Below are 24,470 nucleotides of genomic sequence, written 5' to 3' on the forward strand. Positions count from 1 at the left end.
TGTTGTCTGTTCGGGTGGCCGGCGGGCCCTAGGGTCCGCCGGCCGTCCTCCCTCCCGTGGGGTTTAGGAGAGAACGAAGTCGGACGGCTTGAGGTCGTGGTTGCCCTTGAGGCTGATCTTGAATTCAGCCGCGTCGGGACCGGTGGTGTTGCCGCTGACAACCGTGTACTCGCCGTCTGCGCGGGTCTCGTGGGAGATCACGAGCTGGGCTGGCCCGGTGAAGGACGAGCCGTTCGCCAGCGTGAAGGCCTGCTTGCCCGCCGCACCCGTGTTGGCGTCGATCGCCGAGAGGTCGAGACGGTCACCTGGCTGGAAGCCGAGGATCGTGTCGCCGTTGGCGTCGGCCGCCGACAGGAAGCGGAAGACGTCATTGCCCGCACCGCCGTCGATCACGTTCACGGCGCGGCTCGCCGTGATCACGTCGTTGCCCGACCCGGTCACGATGTTCTCGATGCCCCAGATCGTGTCGATACCGGTCTGGCTGCTCGACACGGTGCCGTAGCTGGTGCCGTTGCCGCCGAGGTTCGCCGTGATGTTGGCGGTGATTGCCGACATGTCCAGGGTGTCGATCCCGGTGCCGCCCGTCATGTCGTCGCCGTAGTAGACGTCGTTGCCGTCGTTCACGGAGGCCACGATGGTGTCGTTCCCGGCCCCGCCATAGACGGTATCGTTGCCCGCCCCGGCATCGATCATGTCGTCGCCGGCATCGCCGAAGATGCGGTCGTTCCCGGCCTCGCCATAGAGCATGTCGGCATCGTCGCCGCCGAGCATGGTGTCGTCGCCGTCACCGCCGAACATGACGTCCCGCCCGGCCTCGCCGCTCAGGAAGTCGTTGCCCGCACCGCCATTGACGATGTCGTTTCCGGCTCCGGCGACCACGTTGTCGTTGCCGTCGAGCGCCATGATCGTCTCGCCCCTGGCCGTGCCGACCAGCACCTCGGTGCCGTTCGTTCCGGCGATCGGCGCGCCCACCGAGGTGTCGGGCTGGGTCACGGGAGGAGTCGTGCCGCCCCTATTGTCTCCCGGTCCGGCACCCTCGCCGTCATGACCGCAAGAGTCGTCGTCCTCCTCATCATCGTCGCCAGAGCCGCTGTCATCGCCCGGAGTGACGACCTGCCCGTCATCATTGCCCGGGTTGCTGACATCATCGTCCTCACCCTCGCCATCGTCGTTGCCGGAGCCGAACTGAGGCAACCCGCCCACGCTGGTGAAGCAGATGCTATGGCCGTCGCGGGTCATCGTGGTCACGCCGTTCTCGCCGGTCGTGATCTCGTAATCCCCCGGCACCGCTCCAGCCGGCAGCTCGATCACGTCCTGCGGGCGCAGTGTGCCCACGATGGTGTCGTTGCCGCCGTTGGAGCGGAACACGATCCGGTGTGACGAGGTCAGGGCCGAGATGTCCACCGTGTCGTCACCTGCGTTGCCATCGATGGTGATGGTGTTCGGACGCAGACTCGTGCCCGAGAAGTCGCCGACGATGTTGATCGTGTCCCCACCGATCGTTCCGGTGGCCGTAGGCTCGTTGCCGTTGATCCGGATCTCCTCGATGTCGACCAGCTCCGCGATGATCGCGGCGTTGTTAGTGCCGTTCCGGGTGATGACGATCTCCGTATCGCCTCTCAGGCTCGAGAGATTGTTGCCGGGGAGAGCGTCCCAGGCCGCCCTGGTGAAGATGGAGTAGGTCTCCGCCGAGGCATTGCCGTTGATGACGAACGTGTCGCCGAGGCCGCCCTCCGTGCCGCCGTTGACGTAGTCACGGCCGTCCGTTGTTCCTCCGACCGCATTGGCATTCCAGATGATCGTGTCGTCCCCGGTTCCGCCATTGAGGGTGTCGTTGCCGAGTCCTCCGATGAGCGTGTCGTTGCCTCCGTTCCCGTTGACCATGTCGTTGCCCGCGAGGGCGTCGATCAGGTCGTTGTTGTTGCCGCCGTTGAGGGTGTTGTTGCCGGTCGTGCCTGTGATCGTAGTGGCTGCGGCCGGAGCGAGGACGAAGTCGCTCTGGTCGATGGCAGAGGGAGCAACACCGTTGAGACGGATGGTGCCGATCTCGGCGCCGTTCGCATCGCGGATCGTCAGCAGCGTATTGTTGGTGCCGCCGACGGCCGCGATTCCGACCCGTGCGGTGAAGGTGGCCGCCGTGATGCCGAGGGTGCTGAGATCGATCCGGTCCTGGCCGCCCTGGGCGTTCGCATCGAAGGTGTTGATGACGTCCGCCCCGAAGCCGGGTGCCGTGTAGGCGATGACGTCGTTGCCGCCGCCGCCGAGGTTGATCGTGTCGTTGCCGGCACCGCCGATGATCGTGTCGTCGCCGCTTCCGCCGTCGAGGGTATCGTCGCCGCTTCCGCCGTCGAGCACGTCGTTCCCGCCGCCGCCGTTCAGGATGTCATTGCCGCCGCCCCCGAAGAGCTGGTTGGCGGCACCGTTGCCGGTGATCGTGTTGGCAAGTTCGTTGCCTGTGCCGTTGATCGCGGTGTTCCCCGTGAGCGTCAGGTTCTCGACGTTTGCCCGGAGGGTATAGCTGACGGATGCCTGGACCGTGTCCGTCCCGGCGTTCGCGGCCTCGACGACCACGTCTCCGGCATTGTCGACGATGTAGGTGTCATTGCCGACGCCGCCTTCCATGGTGTCGGCTCCAGCCCCGCCGTCGAGCCTGTCGTTGCCTTCCATGCCCAACAGGGTGTCGGCCCCCGTGCCGCCGGTGATGGTGTTGTTCAAGGCATTGCCGGTTCCGGTAAAGGCTCCACCCCCGGTATAGGTCAGGTTCTCTACGTTGGCACCCAAGGTGTAGGCTCCGAGGGTGGTCTGAACCTCGTCGGTGCCGCCGTTGGCGGCCTCGACGACCGCGTCTCCGGCATTGTCGACGACGTAGGTGTCGTTTCCAGCACCGCCGACCATGACGTCGGCACCGGTTCCGCCATCCAACTGGTCATTCCCGCTGCCTGCGACCAGCAGGTCGGCCCCGGCGCCGCCGTTCAGCTCGTTGTTCCCTCCGCTACCGAAGATCAGGTCGTTGCCTGCGCCGCCGATGATGGTCTCGGCGCCGCTCTCGCCGGCCACCAGGTTGTTGACGGTGGACCCGGAGAGATCGATCGTCCTTGGGAGCAGCCCGAACACCGGGCCGGCCGGGTCTTCCTTGCTGACGACGTAGTCCCCATTGCCGAGAGCGTAGCCCTCGTACGTGGCATTGTCGAAATTGATGAGTTCGACGCCGGTCTGGACGTTGGTCCCGCTGAAATGACCCGCGACTGTGATCCGCTGACCGTTGAAGTCGATGACGAGATTGCCGGCATTGGTTCCGGTATCGCTGTCCGACACGTTGAGGCCCGTCAGGGCCGCGCCGCCCGCCATGATGACGATGCGGTCAGCGGTACCGGAGTTGGAGCCTTCGTTGATCGTGTCGTTCCCGTCGGCCAGGCCGAAGGAATACGTATCGTTGCCCGCACCGCCGTTCAGGGTGTCGTTCCCGGCACCGCCCAGGAGAATGTCGTTGCCGGCATTCCCGTTCAGGACGTCATTCCCGCCGAGGCCGAGAATGATGTCGTCCTGCGCGGTCCCGTTCAGTGAGGGGGACTGACCGGACGGCCCGCTGTCATTGCCGGCGGTGCCCGTGATGACGTTGAGGGTGCTGCCCTGGAACTGGAGTCTCTCGATGTTGCGCAGCGTGTCGGTCCCGTCGGACACCGCGTTGACCTCTTCCGGGAGGGCGGGCGGAGTGAAGTTGGCGTGGGAGATCACCAGCGAACCGTCGGCATTGGTCGCGAACGTATAGTTCCCGACTACGTCCGTATAGACGGCGGTGTCGATGTCTCCGGCCTTGTTGCCGTCGACGATCTCGCGGACGATCGAGAGCTGGCCGGGGTTGAGCGTCCGGTCGAACATCGTCTGCTGGAGGGTCTTGCCGCCGAACTGCGCCAGCGCTCCCGCGACGACCACCCCGTTCACGTAGTCCGCCTCGCGGTAGATCTTTCCGTCCAACGTGTCAGCCGTGTAGGTCTGATTACCGACCGTGATACGGATGCGCACGTTGAGCCACTTGTCGCCGTCGATGATGTCGTTGCCGCCACCTCCCTTGATCGTATCGCTGCCACCGCCGCCGAGCAGGATGTCGGAGGCATCGTCCGTGTTCATCACGGCCCACTGTTTCCTACCGTCCGCGCCAGTCAGCTCGAAGCGCTGAAGGTGCGCCACGAGCTTGTCGAGACCGTCGATCAGCTTGACGTTCTTCTCCAGCAGCGCGTTGGAGTAGGACTCCAGCGGGGCATTGGGGCCGATCTGGGCGGCGTTGCCGTTCGCGTCGAAGGCACCCATGACCACATCCCGGCCGGTCAGCTTGTCGCTGAACTTCCAACCTGAGAGGCCTTCGACCAGGTCGAAGCGGTCCCGCAGGATGTTGTTCTGCTGGTTCTGGAAGATCGTGACCGTCATGTCCGAGTCGGCGGCCTGGTTGTGACCCTTGTGGATCGCCCAGTCGAAGCCGGCCATGCCGTTGTTGCGCTCGATGCCCTCGTTCTGGAACATGATGTCGTCGCCGGACTCGGCGTCGTAGTCGTTGTCGTTCCCGCGCCCGTTCAGGACGTCGTGGCCGATGATCGTCGAGTTGAAGAACAGCTCGGAGTTGTCACCCGCCAAGGTGTCGAAGCTCTCCCCGCCCTCGATCCAGTCGTCGCCCTCATTGCCCTTCAGGAAGTTGATGCCCGTGCCGCCGCGGATGAAGTCGTTGTCCAGGCCGCCATTGATGTCCTTGGCCTCGGTGCCGCCGAAGATGAAGTCCTGGCCGCTGCCGCCGAAGACGAGGTCGAGGCCGCTGCCCGGGTTGATGACGTCGTTGCCCGCGTCGCCGTGGATCACGTCGCCCGCACCGATATCCGTGCCGCTGTCGGTGATGATGTCGTCGCCGTCGCCGCCGTGGAGATGGTCGACGCCGTAGCCGCCCTCGAGGTAGTCGTCGCCGCCGTCGCCCCAGAGCGTGTCGTCGCCCTCGCCGCCGATCAGGGTCTCGCCCCGGTTCGAGCCGCCAAGTACGACGTGGTCGGTGCCGCTATAGCGAAGATAGTCGATAATCCCGTCGCCATTGACGTCCTTGCGGATGACCATTGGGCTGATCGCGCCGAGGATCGGGTCGTCATGCTGGGGATCGTCGTGGATCTGCCGGTTCCGGTCGATCTCGAGGATGTGGTCGGCCGTCTGGAACGCGGCGCCGTTGATGTGCGTCGACCTCCCGTCTCCGAGGCTGGTGTTGCGCATGATGAGCTGGGCGAAGGAGTCGGCCTCGAGCTCGTTGAGCAGGTTCAGGCCCTGCGTACGGCTCAGGTAGTAGAACCGGTCACCTGCCTGGAGCTGCTCCATCTGGTACTCGAAGACGTACGTGAAGGTCGATCCCAGCATCGACCCGAAGGTCATCTTCTTCTCCGCAAGGCCGCCGATCCAGAAGTCGACGTCATTGAGACCGCCGAGCCTGCCCTCCTCCGTGTCCCTGTAGGCACCCTGTCCGTGCAGGAAATCCAGCCGGTCGGCTGGGGCACCGTTGCCGCCCATCACGAGCAGGGTCGCCGCCGCGCGCTTGGCCTCGAGCGTGGTGGCCGAGGTGATGGACAGGTGCGTCCCGTAAGCGGCGATGAAGTTGATCACCGAGGCCGTGTTCTTCAGCGAGAGCGCGAAGTCGTACCAGCTCTCGTAGGGCTTGACGCGGGTGTCCTGTGTGTCCGCGTAGAACTGCTTGCGGGCCTCGTTGAGCGAGGGCACGCCCGTCTCGCGGGCACGGGCGATATTGGTCGCGCCGAGGTCGAGCGGCAGGCCGACGAGGTTGTTGCGCAGGGCGCCTGTCAGGAATTCGTCGATCTCGTTGCCGACCTGACGGGACATGCCGTTCAGGATGGCGCCTGCCGCCTCGTTCGGGTCCACGCCGGCGTTGCCGAAGGCGAGCGGGTTGAGGAAGGCCTCGATCAGGCCGATCTCGCTCTGGACGGGCCTGCCGTCCTCCCCGATGTGGACCATGTCGATGGTCTCGGTCAGCATCGAATGGCCGAAGCGGTATACCACGTGGGCAAACTCGGCCACGATGGCACCGGAAACGGTGGTGGTGTTGGAGAACAGGAAGGGATTCACGTCCGGCGCGGCGGCGCGGGCGAACTCCTCGAAGACGAGGTGCTGGTAGACCATCTCGGTGGAGAAGCGGGCTGCCTGGAAGAGGCGCTCGCCGTCCCAGACCAGGGCATCGATCTCCGCCTGCGTCGTCGGGATTTGCGTCACGTCGACGGCCAGCCACTCGTTGAGGAACGCGAGATCGCCGGACTCGAGCGCGATCTTCTTCGTCTCCTCAAGAATGCGGTTGTGCTCGGAGTGGAAGACGTGGTGGATCGAGGTCAGGCCGATGTTCTCGTTGCCGCGTCCGTCGCCCACGATGACGTGGCGGTCGAGCAGTTCGTTGTCGTAGGTTGTGTTGACCCCCATCGGGTTGGGAATGATCGGGTTACCGGCGACGTCGTCGCTGTCGGCGGCCTTGATCCCGTCGGCCACGCCGTCATGGTTGAGGTCATAGGTGCCGGGGACGGCGTTGTGGGCGATGTCGTTCAGGAAGGCGCGTCCGGCCGACATGGCTTCAGAAGCTGCAACGGGCTGATCGAGGTTGCCTTCCAGAGCCGGTGCCCCTTGGCGAACGAGTTGTGGGAAGCCGTTCGGACCGCGCACGAACTCGCCGTAGACGTCGGTCAGCAATCCGGGAACGCGCAGGACGTCCATGTCGGTCAGGAGGATGCCGAGCTTGGTCGCCGCCTGTTCCTTCACGTCAGCCCAGGTGGCCGGGCCGCCGTTCTTGCCCTCGAGCATGCGCCCTGTCGCGACGGGCTTGCCATCGACCAGCGTGTACTCGCGCAGGAAGACCTGGTGAGACGGGTTGGACGTGTAGACCTGGTTGAGGTCGATCCACGGCGTGGTCTCGTTGCGGTGGCCGAGAAGGACGTCGTCGGCCGTGCCCATCTGCCCGTCGGCCCCCGCGCCCATCACCGGGCTGGCGCGGGTCAGGACCATGAAGTTTGTGTAGCTGCCCTCGACGTAAAGTGGGTCGTCGGGCTGGAGCGGGATGTAGACCGTGCCGTTGTCGCCCTTGCTGACGAGGTCGAGTCCGTGGTCGAAGAACTGGCCGAACAGGGTGAAGAAGCCGTTGAAGGGCGCCGTGTCGCCGAGGTCGGCCGAGACGTTGTCGATCATGACGGTCTTGGGCGTCATCTCGATGTAGTCGATGCGGGCGAGTTCCAGCGTGTTAGTGGTAGCCCGCAGCTCGACGACCGAGCTCGGGCCGATCTTCACATTTTCGAAGGTGATGGTGCGCAGGTTTGCGGCCTGGGCGCCGTCACCGGGCTGGTTCGGGGCATCGAGCATCCATCTGTCGACCATCTTGCCATCGACCCAGAGTTCCATGGGGATGGCGCCGTCGTTCTCGTCGAGATAGGCGATCTTGATGTCATGGAAGGCGGATGAGGCTTCGTTCGACGATACGGTGGTCGAGGCCGCGCCGGTCTGGTTGGCACCGAGGCGAATGACCGTGTTTCCAGATGTGCCGCTGATCGTCTCCTCGAAGAAGGCGCCGGGATCCGTGAAATCCTCCGCTTCGATCCTGGTCGTCTCGCCGTATACGTAGTGAGCCTTGCCCTGCTGGATGAGCGCCTTGATGGCCGGGTTGTCGGGTGACTGGTCCGAGATCAGGTTCGAGATGATACGAGGGTCGGCATCCCACACGTCGCCCGTGTTCCCGTAGTGGGTCGGCTCCGCGCTTGCCGGCGATCCCGGCCCCTGCGCTCCGGCGGGCCTGTGGTCGGCGGGGACATACTTCGGATTGAGCAGGCGCGGCATGATCTGGTCTGCGGCGCCGTTCCACTCCTGGCCCGGGATCAGGTTGTTGTAGCTGCCGTCGACCGTGCGCAGGCCGTAGGGCAGCAGGTGGTGGCTGACGAGATCGGCGAGCGGTTTCGCGGCGTCGCCCGAGTGAGCGACAGAGTTCGCCTCGCCAACCTTGATCTGCGTCAGGATGAATTCGAGGTCATGTTTGACCAGTTGGACCATGATGCTTCTCCCTCTGAGGCCTAGCCTTGTGCGCGCATTGTCCCGGCCTGGGCTGCCTCGCCCATCGGCCCGCAATTTCGTCGACGATCTTGGCCAAGGCCCGCACGGACCGCATCGGCTGGAGGTACAGTGATTTTCCTGGCCATCGGTCGAGGTCGCGCCTCGTCTTTGGTCCAGGTGCGCCGGACCAAGGTCCAGGCCTTCCACGGAGCCCGACCGTGTCCACAAGGATGCTCGCTACCGTGCGGGGCGACGCGGGCGGCCGAGGCAACACGGATTGCGAGGCTGGGAATTGGGATGCGCCGCACGCCGTGAACCGACACGCGGCATTGCCCAGGAAAGTGCGGAGCACCTGAAGCAAAGTCAGGAGAACAACAGGCGTTCAACCGGCATATTTTGGATGGACCTTGAGGCGCTTGGACGGCTCGCGGATCACCGCGATGCAGAGCCTCCAAAGCCCTGCATCCGGACGCTGGCGCATCATGCGAAAAAGTGGACCCGGTTTTTCGCAGCAAGCGATGCGCTGTTCTCTACAGCATCGGACGTGAAAAGTGGATTTGCACTTTTCACGTCCGTCCCAGGCACGGCGCCGCCGTGCGGATTCGGTTCACGCCGGCATGCCGGGCCTTGAACGATCACTCGTGGTTTGCGCAGCGTGCGGCAACCCGAGCGTCGGCTCACATGATTCGTTCCACGGGTTCGCCCCATTCGCGCTGGGCGATGAGCACCGCCTCGACCCGGTTCCTGGCCTTGAGCTTCCTCAGGATGTTGGTCACGTGGTACTTGACGGTCTTTTCCTGCACGTCCAGCCGCTCGCCGACCTCGCGGTTGCTTAGCCCCGTGGCGATCAGGCGCAGGGTGCGCCTCTCCTGGTCGGAAAGGGATGTCAGAGGGCCGGTCTCCGTCCGCGCCTTGTTCGCCAGCAGGCGCAGTGCGAGATCGGGAGCCACGAACGTGCGCCCGCCCTTGAGGCTCTTGACCGTCGCAATCAGGTCGGACGCCCGGATGCCCTTGGGAAGGTAGCCGGCCGCACCTGCGTCCAGCGCATCCATCACGTCGTCGTCGTCCTCCGAAACCGTCAGCATCGCGACACGGGGCGGTTCCGGCATCCGGAGAATCTCGCGGGCTGCTTCGATCCCGTTTCCGGGCATCGACACATCCAGCAGGATGAGGTCGGGCGCAAGCTCCTTCGCGAGCTGCACGGCCTCGTCGGCCGAGGCTCCCTCCCCCACAACCTCGATCGCGCCATCGAGGGCGAGCGACTGGATGACCCCGGCCCGGAACAGCGCATGATCGTCGACCACGACGACACGGATCTTATCAACCATTCCGATCCCCCCCAGGAACATTCATGATCATCTCGACCCTTGTCCCGCCGCCTGGGGTCTTGCCCATACAGAACGTGCCGCCAAGGCTCTCCACGCGCTCCCGCAATCCAACGAGGCCAAGGCCGGATTCGAGTCCAGCCGAGCGGCCCGTGCCCGGACCTCCGTGGTCTTCCACCGACAGGCACAGCATGGTGCCCTCGACCGTGCAGGCCACGGCTTGACCGTTGCCTCCAGCATGGCGGAAGGCGTTGTTGAGCCCTTCCTGAACGAACCGGTACGCGCAGATCTTGATTGCGGGTGGGAGCGACGAGGTGACGTCCGCACAGCAGACGGCCACCGCGGTCCCGGTGCGCCGCTCGTGAGCGCGGGCCGCGTGCCTGATGACCTCCGCGAGCGGCAATCCCTCGATCTCCGGCAGCATCAATCCCTTCGAGATGGCGCGTATATCGCGGTTCGCGTCCTCAAGAACGGAATCCAGTGCCAGCAATTCCCTCTCCTGCTCGACGGCCGTGCTGGCGCGCCGGACGTGCTCCACTTTCAGCGCAGCCAGCCCGATGAGCTGGGCGGGACCGTCATGCAGATCCGCGCCGAGCCCGCGCAGGTAGCGCTCGGTCAATTCGGCGACGCGGCCCGAGGCACGCTGAACCCGCTCCCGGAGGACCCGGTTGTAACGGGACGTTCGTTCGACATCCGACATGCGCTCACGGAGCTGATCCTGCTGGGTCATGATGATCCTGTTGCCGCGATGGACGACCCAGAACAGGCCGGCCATGATCAGGGCAGTGGCGGCGATCCGCGCGAGCCAGCTCGACAGGCGCAACCACCACAGCCTTCTCTCCAGCGGCTCCGTCACCTCATGAATCTCCGCAACGGCGATGATCTGCCCGGTGAGGTGCTCTCGGATGGGGGCGTAGATCTCGAGATAGCGGGAGGTGAACCCCCGGGCCTCGTGCTCGGCGGCCTCCAGGTCGGTGTAATGCGCAGAAACCTCCCCGGCCAGGGCGGCGACAAGCCCGGCGGGTGGGGTGAACGTGCGTCCGATCAGCTCGGGTGATCTCGAATAGGCGACGAGGCCCCCCTTCTTCCAGATCTCGAGATGGGGAAAACGGCTCTCGAAGTCATCCCTGTCCAGCAGTTGGTCGAGTTCAGCCCGCTCGTTAGCAGGCAATGCGCCAGCAGTCGCAAGATGAGCGCCCAAAGGTGACAGGAAGCTATCCATGAACAGCGCGGTCGTCGCAGCGCTCCGGTCGATCGCATTCCTCGAGATGATCTCGGCGGTGAAGAGCCCTTCCACGATCATCGCCAGGAGCATGATGGTGCCGCCCGTCACTGCGAACTGGCGTGTCAGGCTCCAGGATTCCAGGACGCTGCTCCAGCGACGCGATCCCAGCCGTACCTCCAACCCCGACATGTCCTGCCCCGATCTTTCCCTTGGAAGCATGAGGATATGCAGGACGAGTTTCCCTGCAATTGACTAAAGTCCAACGCGGGACTGGACTTTGGTCCAGGGCCTGCTTTGGCCAGGCACAAGGGCTCGTGGTAGGGGCAGGGATGCGGACACGCTCTCGAACGGAATTTTCCCATATGGGCCAAGCCTTTGCGCAATCCGGAGGGCTTTGGGCGAGCGGGCGTCGCACATGCCGAGCCACCTCCAATGGAGTAATACCTCCTGCCATGTCTCTCCCTCGTCGGAGTGAAGGACATGTTTCCGGTTCGACGGCTACGTTTTTTAGGCAGGCTGGCCTGGGATCGCGAGATTCTACCGGATCCCTCCCCGCCAGATATGCGTCCGGGGGTACTTCATGAGTTCGATTTCGGTTGCCTTGATCGATGGCCATCCCGTCACGATCGAGGGTTTGGCGCACGTGCTTGCCTTGCAAGGCGCGTTCACCGTGGTGGCTTGCGGGACGAGCTCCACGGACGCGCTCACGATCGCCGAGCGGCATCGCCCCGACCTCATGATCATGGACTTGGCGATCCCCGGAAACGCCATCGCGGCGATCTCACAGATCGCAGCCGACCACCTGGGGACTAGGATCATCGCCTTCACGGCGGTGCCCGGCGTGGACCGTGCCGTGAAGGCCCTCGAGGCGGGAGCGCGGGGCTACGTGTCCAAATCCTGCGGGACGGACGAGATCGTCAGCGCCGCACGGGCCGTGGCCGCGGGGGACACTTACGTGTCGCAGAACTTCGGGAGCGAGGCGATCGCGGCGCTGCGGAACGCCTCAGTGCGCCGGATCGCCATGCAGGCCCTCAGGCTGAGCGCCCGCGAGGACCAGATCGTCCAGTTCCTGCTCGGTGGAAAGACCAACAAGGAGATCGCATCCAGGCTTGGGATCACCGAAAGGACGGTCAAGCACTACATGACGGTACTGATGCAGAAACTGAATGCGCGCAACCGCGTCGAGGTCGCGATGGCGGCACAGCATCTCAAGCGCATCCCGGCCGGACGGCACGAAGCCGAGCTCGGCCACCTGAGAAGCGGTGAGACGTTCACGCCAGATGGCGGACGATACCTCTCGTGACGTCCTGACCGGTTCGGCGTCCCATTGGTAAGTCTGCCTCTACGCAGGATGATCCGATGCTCTGTCTCTACACGAGCGCGCCGTGAAACGCGGACCCGGAGTATCGTGTCCGAGACATCGGGATCGCTTCTCGCTGCCCCTATCCTCCAGGTCCGTATGATGCGTTACAGCATCGGACGTGACATCAACCCCACATCCGATGCTGGAAGCCTATGGTCTCGAGCATCTTTGCGCGCAAAACCGGTTTCCACTTCCCGCGTTCGATGCTCTCCTTGCTTGAGCATCTTTTCACGCAAAACCGGTTTCCACTTTTGCGCTCGATGCTCTAGCCGCCGTAGGGCGACACGCAGACCTGCCTCGGTCCGCTCAAGGGCTGGTAACTGTTGTCCGACACGCGGTAGGACTTCCAGCGATTCGTGCACCAATTGACGTGTGCAGCGCTCAAGCGAACCGGAGCATAGACGGGCGGGGCAGCGACGACAGGAGGTTGACCGGCGACAGCGCCTCCAATGATTGCTCCCGCGAGGAAAGCTGCCGGCGGGAACCACCACCCATTGTACTGCCGGTAGCCAGGATGGTACTCCCGATATCCTCGGTGCCCGTTGTAGTACCCCCAGTCGCTGCGACGTTCGAAACGAGGACGTTCAACGCGACGCTCATGACGTGGGCGGTCGAACCGACGCTCAACTCTGTTTCTGTCATCGTTGCGACGGAATTGGACCTGCTGCAAGCTGGCGCCAGAGTTGTCCGGTTTCACGAAGGACAAAGGAGACGCACTCGCAGAACTAACCGCAGGTCCAAGCGCCCCAACGGCCAAACAAGTGACAACAATACCAGATACTACTCTCTTCATAACGAACTCCGCAGGCAAAATGTGAATGCATTGCCTGCGTTCAATTTCGATTGCCTTCAGTGAACGATGACTGAATGCTGGCATTAAGCTTTCGTAACCTTCAGGGCCCCGCCATCAAGGCGTCTGCGATGAGGTCTGCCAGGCGGGCAAGGGGAAAACCCGGTCGTAACCCCAATTGAACACGAACGCATAAACCATGTAGAAGACCGCGAAGCTCACATCCATGAAGAAGGCTTGCACGAGGCCGATGCCGAGATACCAGGCAATGAGAGGCATCAGCACGATCAGCAGCCCCGCCTCGAACAGGACTGCATGCGCGACACGGATTGCTACGCTCTTTTGAGTCCCTCCGGTCAGGCGCTGCATCAGAGCGTCAAAACCCAAGTTGTAGACGTAGTTCCAGATCGTCGCGATGGTTGCGGCGCCAACACCGACGACACCGATATCGGCCATGGGCATCCCGAAGATCCACGCGCCGAGGGGCGTGACGAGTGCAAGTCCGATGAGCTCGAAGCTGAGGGCGTGACGGATCCGGTCACGAGTCGTACGCATAGTTCAATCTTCCAACGGGAAAGGTCGGGTCGTCCCGAGTGAATGCCCAAAAAGGGGGAGGTCGTCCTCGCAGAGCCGTCATATATAAGGGGCACAAACCTCAAGCAAGGCGGCAGCCTCGCCATGACTGCCCAGCCTACGAAAGGATCTCAAGACTCCGTCCCGTCAGGTTCCGTGCGCATGCGAACTGGACTTCAGGCTGGACGGCGTCTCCGCGATCCGTTCTGTGAGCTCTGCCCACTCTTGCAATGCTAAAATCCTATATTCCCCGGGGCATCCGATGCGCCACAATCGGCATATGTCCACGTTGTATATAGCGGGGAGTGGAGATCGCCATGACCGAGGCTCTTAGCGCAGATCATCGCACGAACCGATTACTGGCGGCGCTCGAGCCCGAGGACTTTACTTCGCTGTATCCTTACATGGATATTGTACGACTCGCACGGGGCCAAGTGCTCTATGAGGCCGGCGAGCCTCTGCGTTATGTCTACTTCCCCCATAATGCCATGATTTCACTGGTGAATGTCATGGAGGACGGAGGCGCTGTCGAGGTGGCGGTGTTCGGACGAGAGGGCGTCATGGGCCTTCTGGCGGAAATCGCGACGCGAGAAGCATTCGGGCGCTATATCGTCCAGATGGCCGGCAGCGCCTCACGGATTGCATTCGAGCGGCTGAATGACGTGCGCAACGCGCGCCCGAACGTCCGCAAGCTGATAGCCAATTATAGCCAGGCCATTTTGATGCATACTTTCCAGAGCGTCTCCTGCAACGCCGTCCATCCGGTGGAAGCGCGCTCCTGCCGCTGGATCCTGGCCATGCATGATCGGGCTAACCACGATACCCTGCCGCTCACGCACGAGTTTCTGGCCGAGATGCTGGGTGTTCAGCGTTCAACGGTCAGCATGGTGGCCAGAACCCTGCAGACGGCGGGCCTGATCCAGCAGTCCAGAGGAAGCATCACGGTCATTGACCGGGCCGGCCTGGAAGAGGCAGCCTGCGAATGCTACGGCAAGATCCGACGGATTTACGAGCGCCTGCTCCCTGGCACCTATCTTCAAAACTGATCCTGAAAAGATCGACCCGGATCTGATTTTCAGTTGCATGTGGGCGACGGAGAAAGACCGGCACGGCGCGGACTTTCATGTCCTCTCGAACGCATTCGCTAAATCATGATCGAGGAGACGGCCGATCGCTTTAGCCAACTGCTTCAGGGCCAACGGCTTCAAGGCTAAGAGAAAAGGGCCGCTGCTTTCAGCGGCCCTAATGCGGCTTCCACCTCTCGCGTCCGATGCCCTAGCCTCAGGCGGCCTTGACGCCGGAGAGGAAGCTCGCGACCTCGTGGTCGAGCTCGCTGGAGTGGCGCGCCAGCTCCTGGGCGGCGCCCAGCACCTGATGCGCCGCGGCCCCGGTCTCGCCGGCCCCGTTCTGCACATCCGCAATGCTGCCGGTGACCGCCTCGGTGCCGCGCGCCGCCTCCTGGACGTTGCGGGCGATCTCGGCGGTGGCCGCGCCCTGCTCCTCCATGGCGGCCGCGATCGAGGTCGAGATCTGGCTCATCTCGGCAATCGTGCGCGCAATCTCCCGGATCGCCGTCACCGTCTCCTGCGTCGCCTGCTGCACCGCGCCGATCTGGGCCGCGATCTCCTCGGTCGCCTTGGCGGTCTGGGAAGCGAGCTCCTTGACCTCGGTCGCCACCACGGCAAAGCCCCGGCCGGCCTCGCCGGCGCGCGCCGCCTCGATGGTGGCGTTGAGCGCCAGCAGGTTGGTCTGGCCCGCAATCGTGCTGATCAGCTGGATCACGTCGCCGATGCGCTCGGCGGAAGCCGCGAGCGCCTGCACGGTGAGGTTGGTGCGCTCGGTGCCCTGCACGGCCCGTTCGGCCACCTGCGAGGACTGCCCGATCTGGGCGGCGATCTCGCGGATCGAGATCGACAGCTCCTCGGTGGCGGCCGCCACCGTCTGCACATTGGCCGAGGTCTGCTGGGCGGCCGAGGACACCGTCACGGTCTGCCGGCTGGTCTGGCCGGCCACCGCGCTCATCGACTCGGCCGTGGCCTCCATCTCGGTGGCGGCCGCCGACAGCCCTTGCGTCAGGGCCGAGACCTTGCTCTCGAAGCGCTGCGTGAGCGCGTCAAGCACCGCGGCCCGGCGCATCTTGGCCTGGGTCTCCGCCTCCTGCGCGGCCGCAAGACGACGCGCCTCCACCGCATTCTCCTTGAAGACCTGGAGCGCGCGTGCAAGCACGCCGATTTCGTCCTTGCGCGTGGTGCCGCTCACATCGACATTGAGATCACCGTCGGCCAAGCGGCGCATGGATTCGCTCATTCCCGTGAGCGGTCGGGTGATACCAGAGATCGTAATCGAGCAGATGAGCCCGATGGCAAGGCTAAGACCCGCTACTGCGGAACCGATCAGCCACCACATGGTGCTCGCCGCCAGAGCGGCAGAGGCTTCCTTGGCCTGATCGAGCTCCGCCATGACACCCTCGATGCTCGTGGTGATCTGATCGCGCAGTTGCCGGCGTAGATCGCGACCGACACCGTTCGTGATCTCAGTCGCCTGAGCGTCATCTCCCTTCGAGGAGAACGCCAGGCTCTCGTCCAGCTTCTTGAAGTAAGCGACGACCGCAGCCTTGAGGTTCTCGTTGAGGCTCCTAAACTCGGCAGTGCTGGAGAGCGCAACCAATTGATCCAGCTCAGCCAACGTCTTCTTGACGGCATCCTTGTAGGCGTTCTCGACGCTTCTGACGCGATCGGGCAGGTTCTTCGGCGTCAGGATCATGCTCTTTTCCTGGATCGTCGCCTCATTGATCCGCATGTTGATGCTCTCGACCAGGCCCAGGCGCTTGGCATCGGAATTCACCAAATTCTGCGTATCGGCCGCCATATGATCGAGGCCACGTACCGCCGTGGCGATCAGCCCGATGGCGACGGCGACAAAGAACGCGATCGGGATAGCAATCTTCGTAAGTAACTTTAAGTTATTGAGAAGTCTCATGATGCTTCAATGGCCTGCCCACATGGCCGTGGGAAGCACGCGCCCCAGTGACGCGCCGGACACAGGCAATCGAACAGATAGCCGGCGACGCTTGTCTGGAACTGATTGTCCAGGACCTTCCGCAGTCCGGACGGGCAGGTGTCGAAGGGGCCTGGTTCCTCTCTTCCGCATCCTGCCCGCAACTGTGTTGCGGAGCCGGCCAGCCGCATCAATTGCCGATGGCCACGCCCTCGCGGCGGCTGTCGGCGCCACCGGACAGACCCGTCGGGGCCACCACGATCGCCTGAATGCCGGAATTCATCTCGATCGCCTTGACCTCGTGCCCCTTGGCCTCGAGAGCCGCTTTCCAGGTTTCCGCCTCGGTGCCGGCTTCGATCTCCGTGGGACCGTTGCGGCTGCCCACATTCGGCAGATCGACCGCCACTTGCGGGTCGAGCTTCCAGTCCAGGATGGCGACGAGGGTCTTGGTCACGTAGCTGATGATCTGGCTCCCTCCGGGCGAGCCCACGACGGCATAGAGTTTGCCGTTGCCGTCCAGCACGATCGTCGGAGCCATGGAGCTGCGCGGACGCTTGCCGGGCTCGACCCGATTGGCCACCGGCTTTCCGTCCTCGTTGGGCGCGAAATTGAAATCGGTGAGCTCGTTGTTGAGGAGGAAGCCACTCCTAGTCATGAGGCGGGCGCCGAACCCGTCCTCGATGGTGGTGGTCATCGCCACGGCATTGCCTTCGCGGTCGACCACCGAGATGTGGCTCGTACCGAACTCGATCCCGTCGGAGGGAGCGAAGCGGAATTGCGTCTTCTGAAACGGCGGATCGCCGGCCTTCGCCCGGCCCATGGAGCGGTCAGGGCTCACCAGGGCGGCACGGCTCCTGAGGTAATCCGGATCGACAAGGCCGCGGACCGGGACGCTCACGAAGGCCGGATCGCCGAGATAAAGAGCCCGGTCGGCGAAGGCGAGGCGCCCGGCCTCGGCCAGCCAATGCACCGCGTCGGGGCCGGGCTTCATCGCCGCCATGTCCTGGGTCTCGAGCACGCTCATGATCTGCTGGACCGCCACGGCTCCGGAGCTCGGCGGACCCATGCCGCAGATCCGGTAAGTGCGATAAGGGCCACAGACCGGCGCTCTCTCCTCGACCCTGTAGGTCCTGAGATCCTCCAGGGTCATGTCACCCGGATTGCCGGTATGGCGCGTGACCGTCGCAACGATGTCGGCCGCAATATCGCCCGTGTAGAAAACATCCGCTCCTTTTTCGGCGATGTCACGAAGGGTCCTGGCGAAAGCCGGGTTCTTCAGGACAGTGCCGACAGGCTTCGGCGTACCGTCCGCCTGATAGAAATAGGCGCGGGCAATCGGGTCGTTCTGGAGATACTTTTCCTGGCCGAGGAGCCCGTTGAGCCGCGGCGAAATCGTGAAACCGTCCTCTGCGAGGCGCAGTGCCGGCGCGATGACCTGGGGCCAGGGCAGCTTGCCCCAACGCCCATGCGCCGTTTCCAGCAGACGAAGCGTGCCGGGGACGCCGACGGAGCGGCCGCCGACCACGGCATCGTAGAACTTCATCGGCTTGCCGTCGGGCCCTAGAAACCGCTCCGGCTTCGCGGCAGCGGGCGCCGTCTCTCGCCCGTCCAGCGTCACGAGGTTCGTTTTGTCCCAATAGAGCAGGAATGCGCCGCCGCCGATGCCCGAACTCTGCGGCTCCACGAGGTTGAGAACGAGCTGCACGGCGACCGCAGCGTCGACTGCGCTTCCTCCAGCCGCGAGGATCTCCCGTCCGGCCTGTGCGGCCAATGGATTGGCTGCCGCGACCATATCGCGGGTGGACGTGCCGGCCTGCTTCGTGATGCGTCCCGTCGAGGCTTCGGGAGCAGGAGCCTCGGTCTGGGCCTGCACACCAGATCCCCAAAGAGGCGCCAGGGCCAGAAGGCCCGCGCCGATAACACGTTGCCAGGAAAAAGCACGATTGGTCATAGAGCGGTCCTCACGAAGGATGCAGCCGACATGAGGAGCATAGCAGCAGGTTCAGGGTGGAGGAAACTCCGCTGCGTTCGACGGATCACCCTCTCTCGTCTGATGGCCGGAGGTTTCGACTTCACCCCGGGGAAAAGCGTTAGAGGCATCCCTCCTGTCACGGCACAGGAACTTTCTCGCGCATCGTGCGAAACAGTGGTCCGGATTTTTCGCAAGAACGATGCGCTTCTTTCCAAGAAGGAAGCACCGGCGCCCTTCCAGGACGGGTTACTGTGCTGGCCGGATGTTCTGGTTCATCCGAAACATGTTCCGGGGGTCATAGCGTCCCTTGATTTGAGCCAGGCGGGGATAGTTCGCGCCATAGACCTTCTCGATCCGATCGGCTTCGTCCTCCGGCATGAAGTTGACATAGGCGCTCCCCGTCGCGAACGGCTCGGTCGCCCGGAACAGGTTCCGTGCCCAGGCAATGCAGGCAGTGTCGTCCTTGTTCTCGCGCCAGCGGGTATGGACGTTCATGACGAAATGAGCCGTCCGCTGCGGGTAGGCAGTGGCATCGGGCGCGATCTGGCTCATCGCGCCGCCCACGTGAGCGATGAACAACTCGCATTCGTTGCCCGGCAGGGCACGAACCGCCTGGGTGATCAGATCGAGCGCTCCGTCTTCGAGCGTCTCGAAGTCATGGCTTTTCCAGTAGTTGCGGGCGCCGGTCGTCAGAAGCGGATCGAAGGCCGCCTGCCAGTCCACGAACCGGTGCGGGCCCACGACGTCGGCGATGGGATTGCCGAGCGAGCGGAGTTTCTGCGTAACCCTCTCACCTTCGGAAAGATCGCCAGCGTAGCACATGGCGAAGATCAGGACCTCCCGCCCATGCCATTCCGCCGGCAGGAACGGGAGCGGCGGCGCCCTGCGCATCACCACCCAGCACGTGAGTTCCTCGGGGGCGTCGGTCACGGCCTCGCGGTAGGACCTGAGCATGTCACCCGCTTGGTCGAAAGGATGCACCACGAGTCCGGACAGGACCTCAGGCCCGACCGGGTGCAGGTTGAATTCGAAGGAGGTGGCGATTCCGAAATTCCCGCCGCCGCCGCGGATCGCCCAAAACAGGTCCGGATTTTCCTCCGCGCTCGCCCGCAGAAGCCGGCCGTCGGCGGTGACCACATCGGCCGAGACGAGGTTGTCGATGGTCAGACCGTACTTGCGGGTCAGCCAGCCGAAACCGCCGCCAAGGGTCAGGCCCGAGATTCCGGTCGTCGAATTGATTCCCGTCGGCACGGCAAGCCCGAAGGCCTGCGTCTCCCTGTCGACATCGCCCAGCGTTGCGCCGGGTCCGACCCATGCCCGCCTGATCGCGGGATCGACGCGAACCGAGTTCATCGGCGAGAGATCGATCATCAGGCCGCCTTCGCACACGGCGTTGCCGGCGATGTTGTGCCCGCCGCCGCGCACGGCGACGACGAGATCGCGCTCGCGCGCAAAATCGACGGAGCGCATGACGTCGGCCGCCCCGTGGCAGCGCACGATCAGGCCCGGAGAACGGTCTACCATGCCGTTCCAGATGCTGCGCGCCATGTCATACCCGTCCTCGTCCTTGGCCAGGGCCGAGCCGCGCAAGCCTTCCTTCAGGGTCAGCAATGCCTCCGGCGGGATGAACGCCGTCTGGCCGCTGATCGTCGCAATCGAGAGCGTCGTCATCTGACTTTCCTTCCAGGTGGGAGGTGCAGAACTCACCTCGTTGGGGACATGCGTCGGTCATGCTGCTCCTCGTCGAGGATCAGAGTCCTGATGTCGTTGAGCACCAGCTCCGGATCGAGGAAGTCCAGGCTGTAGATGTTGCGAACCTGCCCCGACGGATCGATCAGGAAGACCCGCAGGATATGGGCAAGAGGACCGGTGCTGCTGGGCTCTGTCTTCGGCATGACGGGCTGGTCGTAGGCCGCGAGGATCGGCTGGAGCTGCTTTTGGTCCACCGTGGTCACATAGAGCCATTCCGGCGCATTCGGGTCGACAGAGCGCCAGTGACCCGCATAGTCGGCCATCACATCGGGCGTGTCGTGCTCAGGATCGAAGCTCATGGAGACGAGCCGCAGCCTGCGAGCGATTCCGGGGTTTCCGGCCGCGAGGTCCTGCAGCTGAGACAGGCGCAACGAGGCCGTCGGGCAGACGTCGCCACACCGGGTATAGATGAACGCCAGAATCGAGATTCGACCCCGCATCAGCTCGGCCAGATCGTGCCCCCGTCCCAGTTCGTCGAGAACGCCGCCCCCCGCCGCCGGCTTGATCGCCGGGAGCCGGTACGTTCCAGGCTCCGCGAGAGGAAAGGCATAGTCGGTGCTCGGACCGGCGACCATACTCCCGGCACTTTGGCTTCCGGGGCTTTCCTGATGACCGTCATGGGCGCTCGCCCCGGGCGCTCCGGCCAGGAGCACGAAGCAGACGAGCATGCGTGCGGCACAGGTGTCGATCATGGACCGCCTCTCTTCGTCGTCAGCTCGGGTACAGGCTCCGCGAGCCGAACTGCATGATGTGCGGCCTGCCGAGCTTCTCGGCCATGAAGTCGATCTCGAAACGCGGGGCGAGCTGCTGGCCGTCCCAGCTATAGGCTTTCAGGAATTGCTCGTTGTCCTGACCCGTCTTGTCCCAGTTCGCGAGCAGGGAGCTGGTGTAATAGAGCCGCGTCCCGTCCCAGCTCTGCGACACCATGTTGACCTGGCTGCCGATCTTCTTCTCATAGATCTGCTTCGGCTTATGGGGATCCGACACGTCGAAGACCCGGGTCATGCCATCCATGAAAGTGTCGACGAAGAGCGTCCTGTCGTCGGCGCTCAGGCTGATGTCCACGGGAACGGGCATCTCGGAGGGGGTCCCGATATCGGCAACCGCGCTCGCCTTCCACGCGCCGTCCCGGTCTTCGTAGACGAGCCAGATCTTGGAGGTGAGCGCCGTCGAGGTGAAGGCGTAGTTGTTGTACGGTCCCCAGGCCCAACGAATTTCCAGCGGGGCTCCCGGGACGTGAAAGACCTTCTTCGGCTTGCGGCCATGGAAGTCCCACAGCACCATGGTCTGGCCGAAGTGCTTCATCGCCTCCTGGTCTTTGACGAGATCTCCGAGAGGACGCATGTAGTTGTCGCGGCCGGTGAACGACGAGGTGAGCATGACGTTCTTGCGCGGCAGAACGCGGGCGTCGTAGCCATAACCATCGGCGATCGTCTCCACTTCCGCTCCCTGGGCGTCGGCGGCGGTCGGCATCCAATGGGTCGCGACATACGCGCCATCGTTGGAATATTCGACGAGCGCCGTCCGGCCGCTGCCGTCCTTGTTCGAGAGGGCCGAGATCAGGACGCGCCCCGGCAGCGCATAGGCCCCGTGCGGCCCGACGGCGCCGCCCGACTTTTCAGTGAAGTCATCGATCGTCTTCAGGAGCTTCGGATTTGCCGGATCGCTTGCAATGTCGAAAATGTAGATCCGGCTGTCGTCGAGGCCAGCCATCCATAAATACCGCCGGTCGTCGGTGAAGCCGCCGTGATGAGCTTCGCCGCGGCCGCCAATGGAATCGACGTCGATGACCTTGCCGAAACTGGGAGAATCCTTGCGCACATCGACAGTCACGATCTTGTCGGAGCCATCTCCGACGCCCTCGACGCCAAGGGTCCAGACATAGACGAACTCTTCCTCGCCCGTAATCTTGGCCATATACGGAGATTGACAGGTCTCATCGGCAAAAGCCGTGCTCTCCGCCATGCCGAAGCACAGGATCGGCGCGCTCGCGAGCAGCACCCGGAGGATGCGGTTGCGGGAGGAGGTTACGGATACGTCCCGGAGCGGAGCCGTTACCCTGTTCATGGCCTTCTCCTCTTCTCGCCTTTGACGCCCAATCCGGCTTTTGAATGCCTGTGCTGCGCCACACGTCTTGAACGGGAAGATCCGACTCTGCCCCGGGATTGCCTTGCCGAGGAGCGGCGATCGTGACAACGTGCCGGGGTAAGACTGCCAAGGAGAGTCCCCGATGCTCCACGTGGCTGTTCTGTTTCTCGATGGTGGATGCGCCTCGACGGCCCTTCTGCCGATGGAGGTCTTTCGCAGCGCCGGCGTGCTTTGGAACCTGCTCAACAATCAGGCGCCGGATGCCCGCTTCCGCGTGACGACGGCCTCTGCTGGAGGCGAGCCGGCCGTGACGGACCGGCTGGTCTCCCTCACCCCAGCCTGCGCCCTGGAGACGCTCGAACGCCCGGACATCGTCTTCGTCCCCGCAGGTGGCCTGCCCCTCGAGACGCTGATGCGCACCGGCTACGTCATCGACTCAGTGATGGAGCGAAATGCGCGCGTCATTCCCTGGCTGCGCCGGTGGGCTGCGCAGGGCTCGAAAATCGCAGGCGTCTGCTCGGGCGTGGCCCTGCTGGCCGAGGCCGGCCTTCTCGAGGGCAAGCGCGCGACGACCCACTGGGCGTTGGCCGACATCTATCGGCAGCGTTTCCCGAACGTGGACTGGCAGCCGGAATACCTCATCACCGATGCAGGCGATGTCTTCTGCGGCGGCGGCATCAACTCGGCGGCCGACTTGAGCCTCTATCTGGTCGAGCGGTTCGGCAGCCGGGACCTGGCCCTGGAATGCGCCAAGGCTCTTCTGATCGAGATGCCGCGGACTTGGCAGGTCGCCTTTGCCGATCTGGCGCTGCGCACGAGCCACAACGATGAGAGCATCCGGCTCGCTCAGGACTGGCTGCACCGCCATTATCAGCGGCCTGTCAGCGTGGATGCGGTTGCCGCCCGCGTCGGCATGAGCCCCCGCAACTTCGTCCGGCGCTTCAAGGATGCCACCGGACAAACGCCATTGAGCTACATCCATTGCATTCGGGTGGCCCTGGCCAAGAGATTGCTGGAGGACGGAGGTCAGACCGTTCAGGAGGTGGGCCAGACCGTCGGCTACGAGGACCAGGCCTTTTTCCGGGGGCTGTTCAAGCGCCACACCGGCATCTGTCCGACCGAATACCGAACCCGGTTCGGCACGCTGCCCATCGCCCGTCCGGGCGACAGGACGGTCTCCGGAGGAGGTGCGCTCAAGCCCGCCGATGCCCGGCGCTGACCCCATCTCCGGTACGCGACGGGATGAGGGAGTCTGGCCGGGCGACCGCCCATTCTGGAGCCTGGTTCAAGGGCCTCGACGTGCGATGTCGAGGAGTGCTGCCGAACGATCGGGTGCAGGTCCGAGCACGATCTCGTTCTGCAATGGCCTCCCGTCGAAGAAGGCCGCAATGTTGGACAGGACCGTATCCATCTTGCCCACGAACGAATCCCAGGTTCCGGCCGCGATGTGAGGCGTCAGGACCGTGTTGGGCAGGAGGGCCAACGGGTGGTTTGCCGTCACGGGCTCCGTTTCGAAAACGTCAATGCCTGCAGCACCGGGCCGACCCTCCTTCAGGGCCGCCGCAAGAGCGTCTTCGTCCACGATCCCGCCACGCGCGGTGTTGATGAGGATGGAGTTGGGCTTCATCAGAGAGAGTTCGTCGCGCCCGATCAGGTTGCGGGTGTCCGAGGTCAGCGGCAGATGAAGAGTGACCACGTCGGCCTCGCGCAGAATGCGGTCGAGGGATGCGGGCGCGAGCCCGAGCTCCTCCTCACGTTCGGGCGGCAGGCGCACGTTCGGATCGGCGTAGAGACCCTTCGTCCGAAAACCTCTGAAGCGCTCGGCTGCTGCCTGGCCGATGCGGCCCATTCCAACATACCCGACCGTTTTGCCTGCAAGTTCCATGGAAACCGGTCGCAGGCTATTGGCGTGCCAGCGACCGGTCCGAAGTTCCGGGTCGGCGAAGGTCAGGCGCCGTGCCGCGGCGAGCGCCAGCATGACCGCATGTTCCGCGACCCCGATGGTTCCGGCCGTGCTGACCGCGAGGCGGATGCCGCGCTCGGCCAGCGCCGACACGTCCACGGTGTCGTGATAGCCGACGCCTTGGTGCTGGACGAAGCGCAGGCGAGGAGCCGCCTCGATGGTTCGGCGCGTCAGGCGCGTTGCGGCCGCGATGATCGCTTCGCATTCGCGGACCTTGGCGACGCGCTCCCCGTCGTCATCCCTGTCCAGGAGGACAAGCTCCAGGGACGGCGGCTTCAAACGCTGCATGAGGTCGTAGATCTCAGGCGTGCCGAGGCTGTTGTAGAAGACCTTGACGACGGACGATGCCATTCCTGCCGGCTCC

At 64.1% G+C, this 24,470-nt stretch carries 14 protein-coding genes; 3 read left to right on the top strand and 11 right to left on the bottom strand.

Annotation, left to right across the window (positions count from 1 at the left end; translation table 11 throughout):
• Positions 1-63: 63 nt before the first annotated feature.
• From AB8841_RS26995 to AB8841_RS27005, 3 genes are all read right to left on the bottom strand, one after another.
• Positions 64-8,058 carry a peroxidase family protein gene (locus AB8841_RS26995; protein WP_370438814.1) on the bottom strand — a complete coding sequence of 2,665 codons (7,995 nt, stop codon included), beginning with the start codon at positions 8,056-8,058 and terminating at the stop codon, positions 64-66.
• 677 nt (positions 8,059-8,735) lie between these two features.
• Positions 8,736-9,386 carry a response regulator gene (locus tag AB8841_RS27000; protein ID WP_370438815.1) on the bottom strand — a complete coding sequence of 217 codons (651 nt, stop codon included), beginning with the start codon at positions 9,384-9,386 and terminating at the stop codon, positions 8,736-8,738.
• Complete coding sequence (locus AB8841_RS27005) at positions 9,379-10,797, bottom strand: sensor histidine kinase (protein ID WP_370438816.1); 1,419 nt, start codon at positions 10,795-10,797, stop codon at positions 9,379-9,381. Before AB8841_RS27005 ends, AB8841_RS27000 begins: the two co-directional genes overlap by 8 nt.
• Before the next feature lie 391 nt (positions 10,798-11,188).
• On the opposite strand from AB8841_RS27005, the gene AB8841_RS27010 reads away from it, so the two are divergent.
• Positions 11,189-11,911 carry a LuxR C-terminal-related transcriptional regulator gene (locus AB8841_RS27010; protein ID WP_370438817.1) on the top strand — a complete coding sequence of 241 codons (723 nt, stop codon included), beginning with the start codon at positions 11,189-11,191 and terminating at the stop codon, positions 11,909-11,911.
• 325 nt (positions 11,912-12,236) lie between these two features.
• On the opposite strand, the gene AB8841_RS27015 is transcribed toward AB8841_RS27010, so the two are convergent.
• Complete coding sequence (locus AB8841_RS27015) at positions 12,237-12,764, bottom strand: BA14K family protein (protein WP_370439384.1); 528 nt, start codon at positions 12,762-12,764, stop codon at positions 12,237-12,239.
• A 114-nt stretch (positions 12,765-12,878) separates the two neighbouring features.
• Positions 12,879-13,316 carry a PACE efflux transporter gene (locus AB8841_RS27020; protein ID WP_370438818.1) on the bottom strand — a complete coding sequence of 146 codons (438 nt, stop codon included), beginning with the start codon at positions 13,314-13,316 and terminating at the stop codon, positions 12,879-12,881.
• Between the two features lie 335 nt (positions 13,317-13,651).
• Between AB8841_RS27020 and AB8841_RS27025 the strand changes: the two genes are divergently transcribed.
• A complete protein-coding gene (locus tag AB8841_RS27025) occupies positions 13,652-14,380 on the top strand; it encodes a Crp/Fnr family transcriptional regulator (RefSeq protein ID WP_370438819.1) in 729 nt (242 codons plus the stop codon).
• Positions 14,381-14,615: 235 nt separating this feature from the next.
• Here the strand turns inward: AB8841_RS27025 and AB8841_RS27030 are convergent, their stop codons facing one another.
• From AB8841_RS27030 to AB8841_RS27050, 5 genes are all read right to left on the bottom strand, one after another.
• Entirely contained in the window at positions 14,616-16,313 is a 1,698-nt protein-coding gene (locus tag AB8841_RS27030; protein ID WP_370438820.1) for a methyl-accepting chemotaxis protein, read from the bottom strand.
• Between the two features lie 208 nt (positions 16,314-16,521).
• Entirely contained in the window at positions 16,522-18,282 is a 1,761-nt protein-coding gene (gene ggt / locus AB8841_RS27035) for a gamma-glutamyltransferase (RefSeq protein WP_370438821.1), read from the bottom strand.
• 267 nt (positions 18,283-18,549) lie between these two features.
• Positions 18,550-19,974: an FAD-binding oxidoreductase gene (locus AB8841_RS27040; protein WP_370438822.1), complete on the bottom strand. Its 1,425-nt coding sequence runs from the start codon at positions 19,972-19,974 to the stop codon at positions 18,550-18,552.
• A 32-nt stretch (positions 19,975-20,006) separates the two neighbouring features.
• Entirely contained in the window at positions 20,007-20,747 is a 741-nt protein-coding gene (locus AB8841_RS27045; protein ID WP_370438823.1) for an SCO family protein, read from the bottom strand.
• Between the two features lie 19 nt (positions 20,748-20,766).
• Complete coding sequence (locus AB8841_RS27050; RefSeq protein WP_370439385.1) at positions 20,767-22,020, bottom strand: selenium-binding protein SBP56-related protein; 1,254 nt, start codon at positions 22,018-22,020, stop codon at positions 20,767-20,769.
• A 265-nt stretch (positions 22,021-22,285) separates the two neighbouring features.
• Between AB8841_RS27050 and AB8841_RS27055 the strand changes: the two genes are divergently transcribed.
• Entirely contained in the window at positions 22,286-23,362 is a 1,077-nt protein-coding gene (locus tag AB8841_RS27055) for a GlxA family transcriptional regulator (protein WP_370438824.1), read from the top strand.
• A 66-nt stretch (positions 23,363-23,428) separates the two neighbouring features.
• Here AB8841_RS27055 and AB8841_RS27060 read toward each other — a convergent pair whose 3' ends face one another.
• Entirely contained in the window at positions 23,429-24,457 is a 1,029-nt protein-coding gene (locus AB8841_RS27060; protein WP_370438825.1) for a 2-hydroxyacid dehydrogenase, read from the bottom strand.
• Between the last annotated feature and the right edge of the window lie 13 nt (positions 24,458-24,470).

Source organism: Microvirga sp. TS319, assembly GCF_041276405.1.
Taxonomy (GTDB): domain Bacteria; phylum Pseudomonadota; class Alphaproteobacteria; order Rhizobiales; family Beijerinckiaceae; genus Microvirga.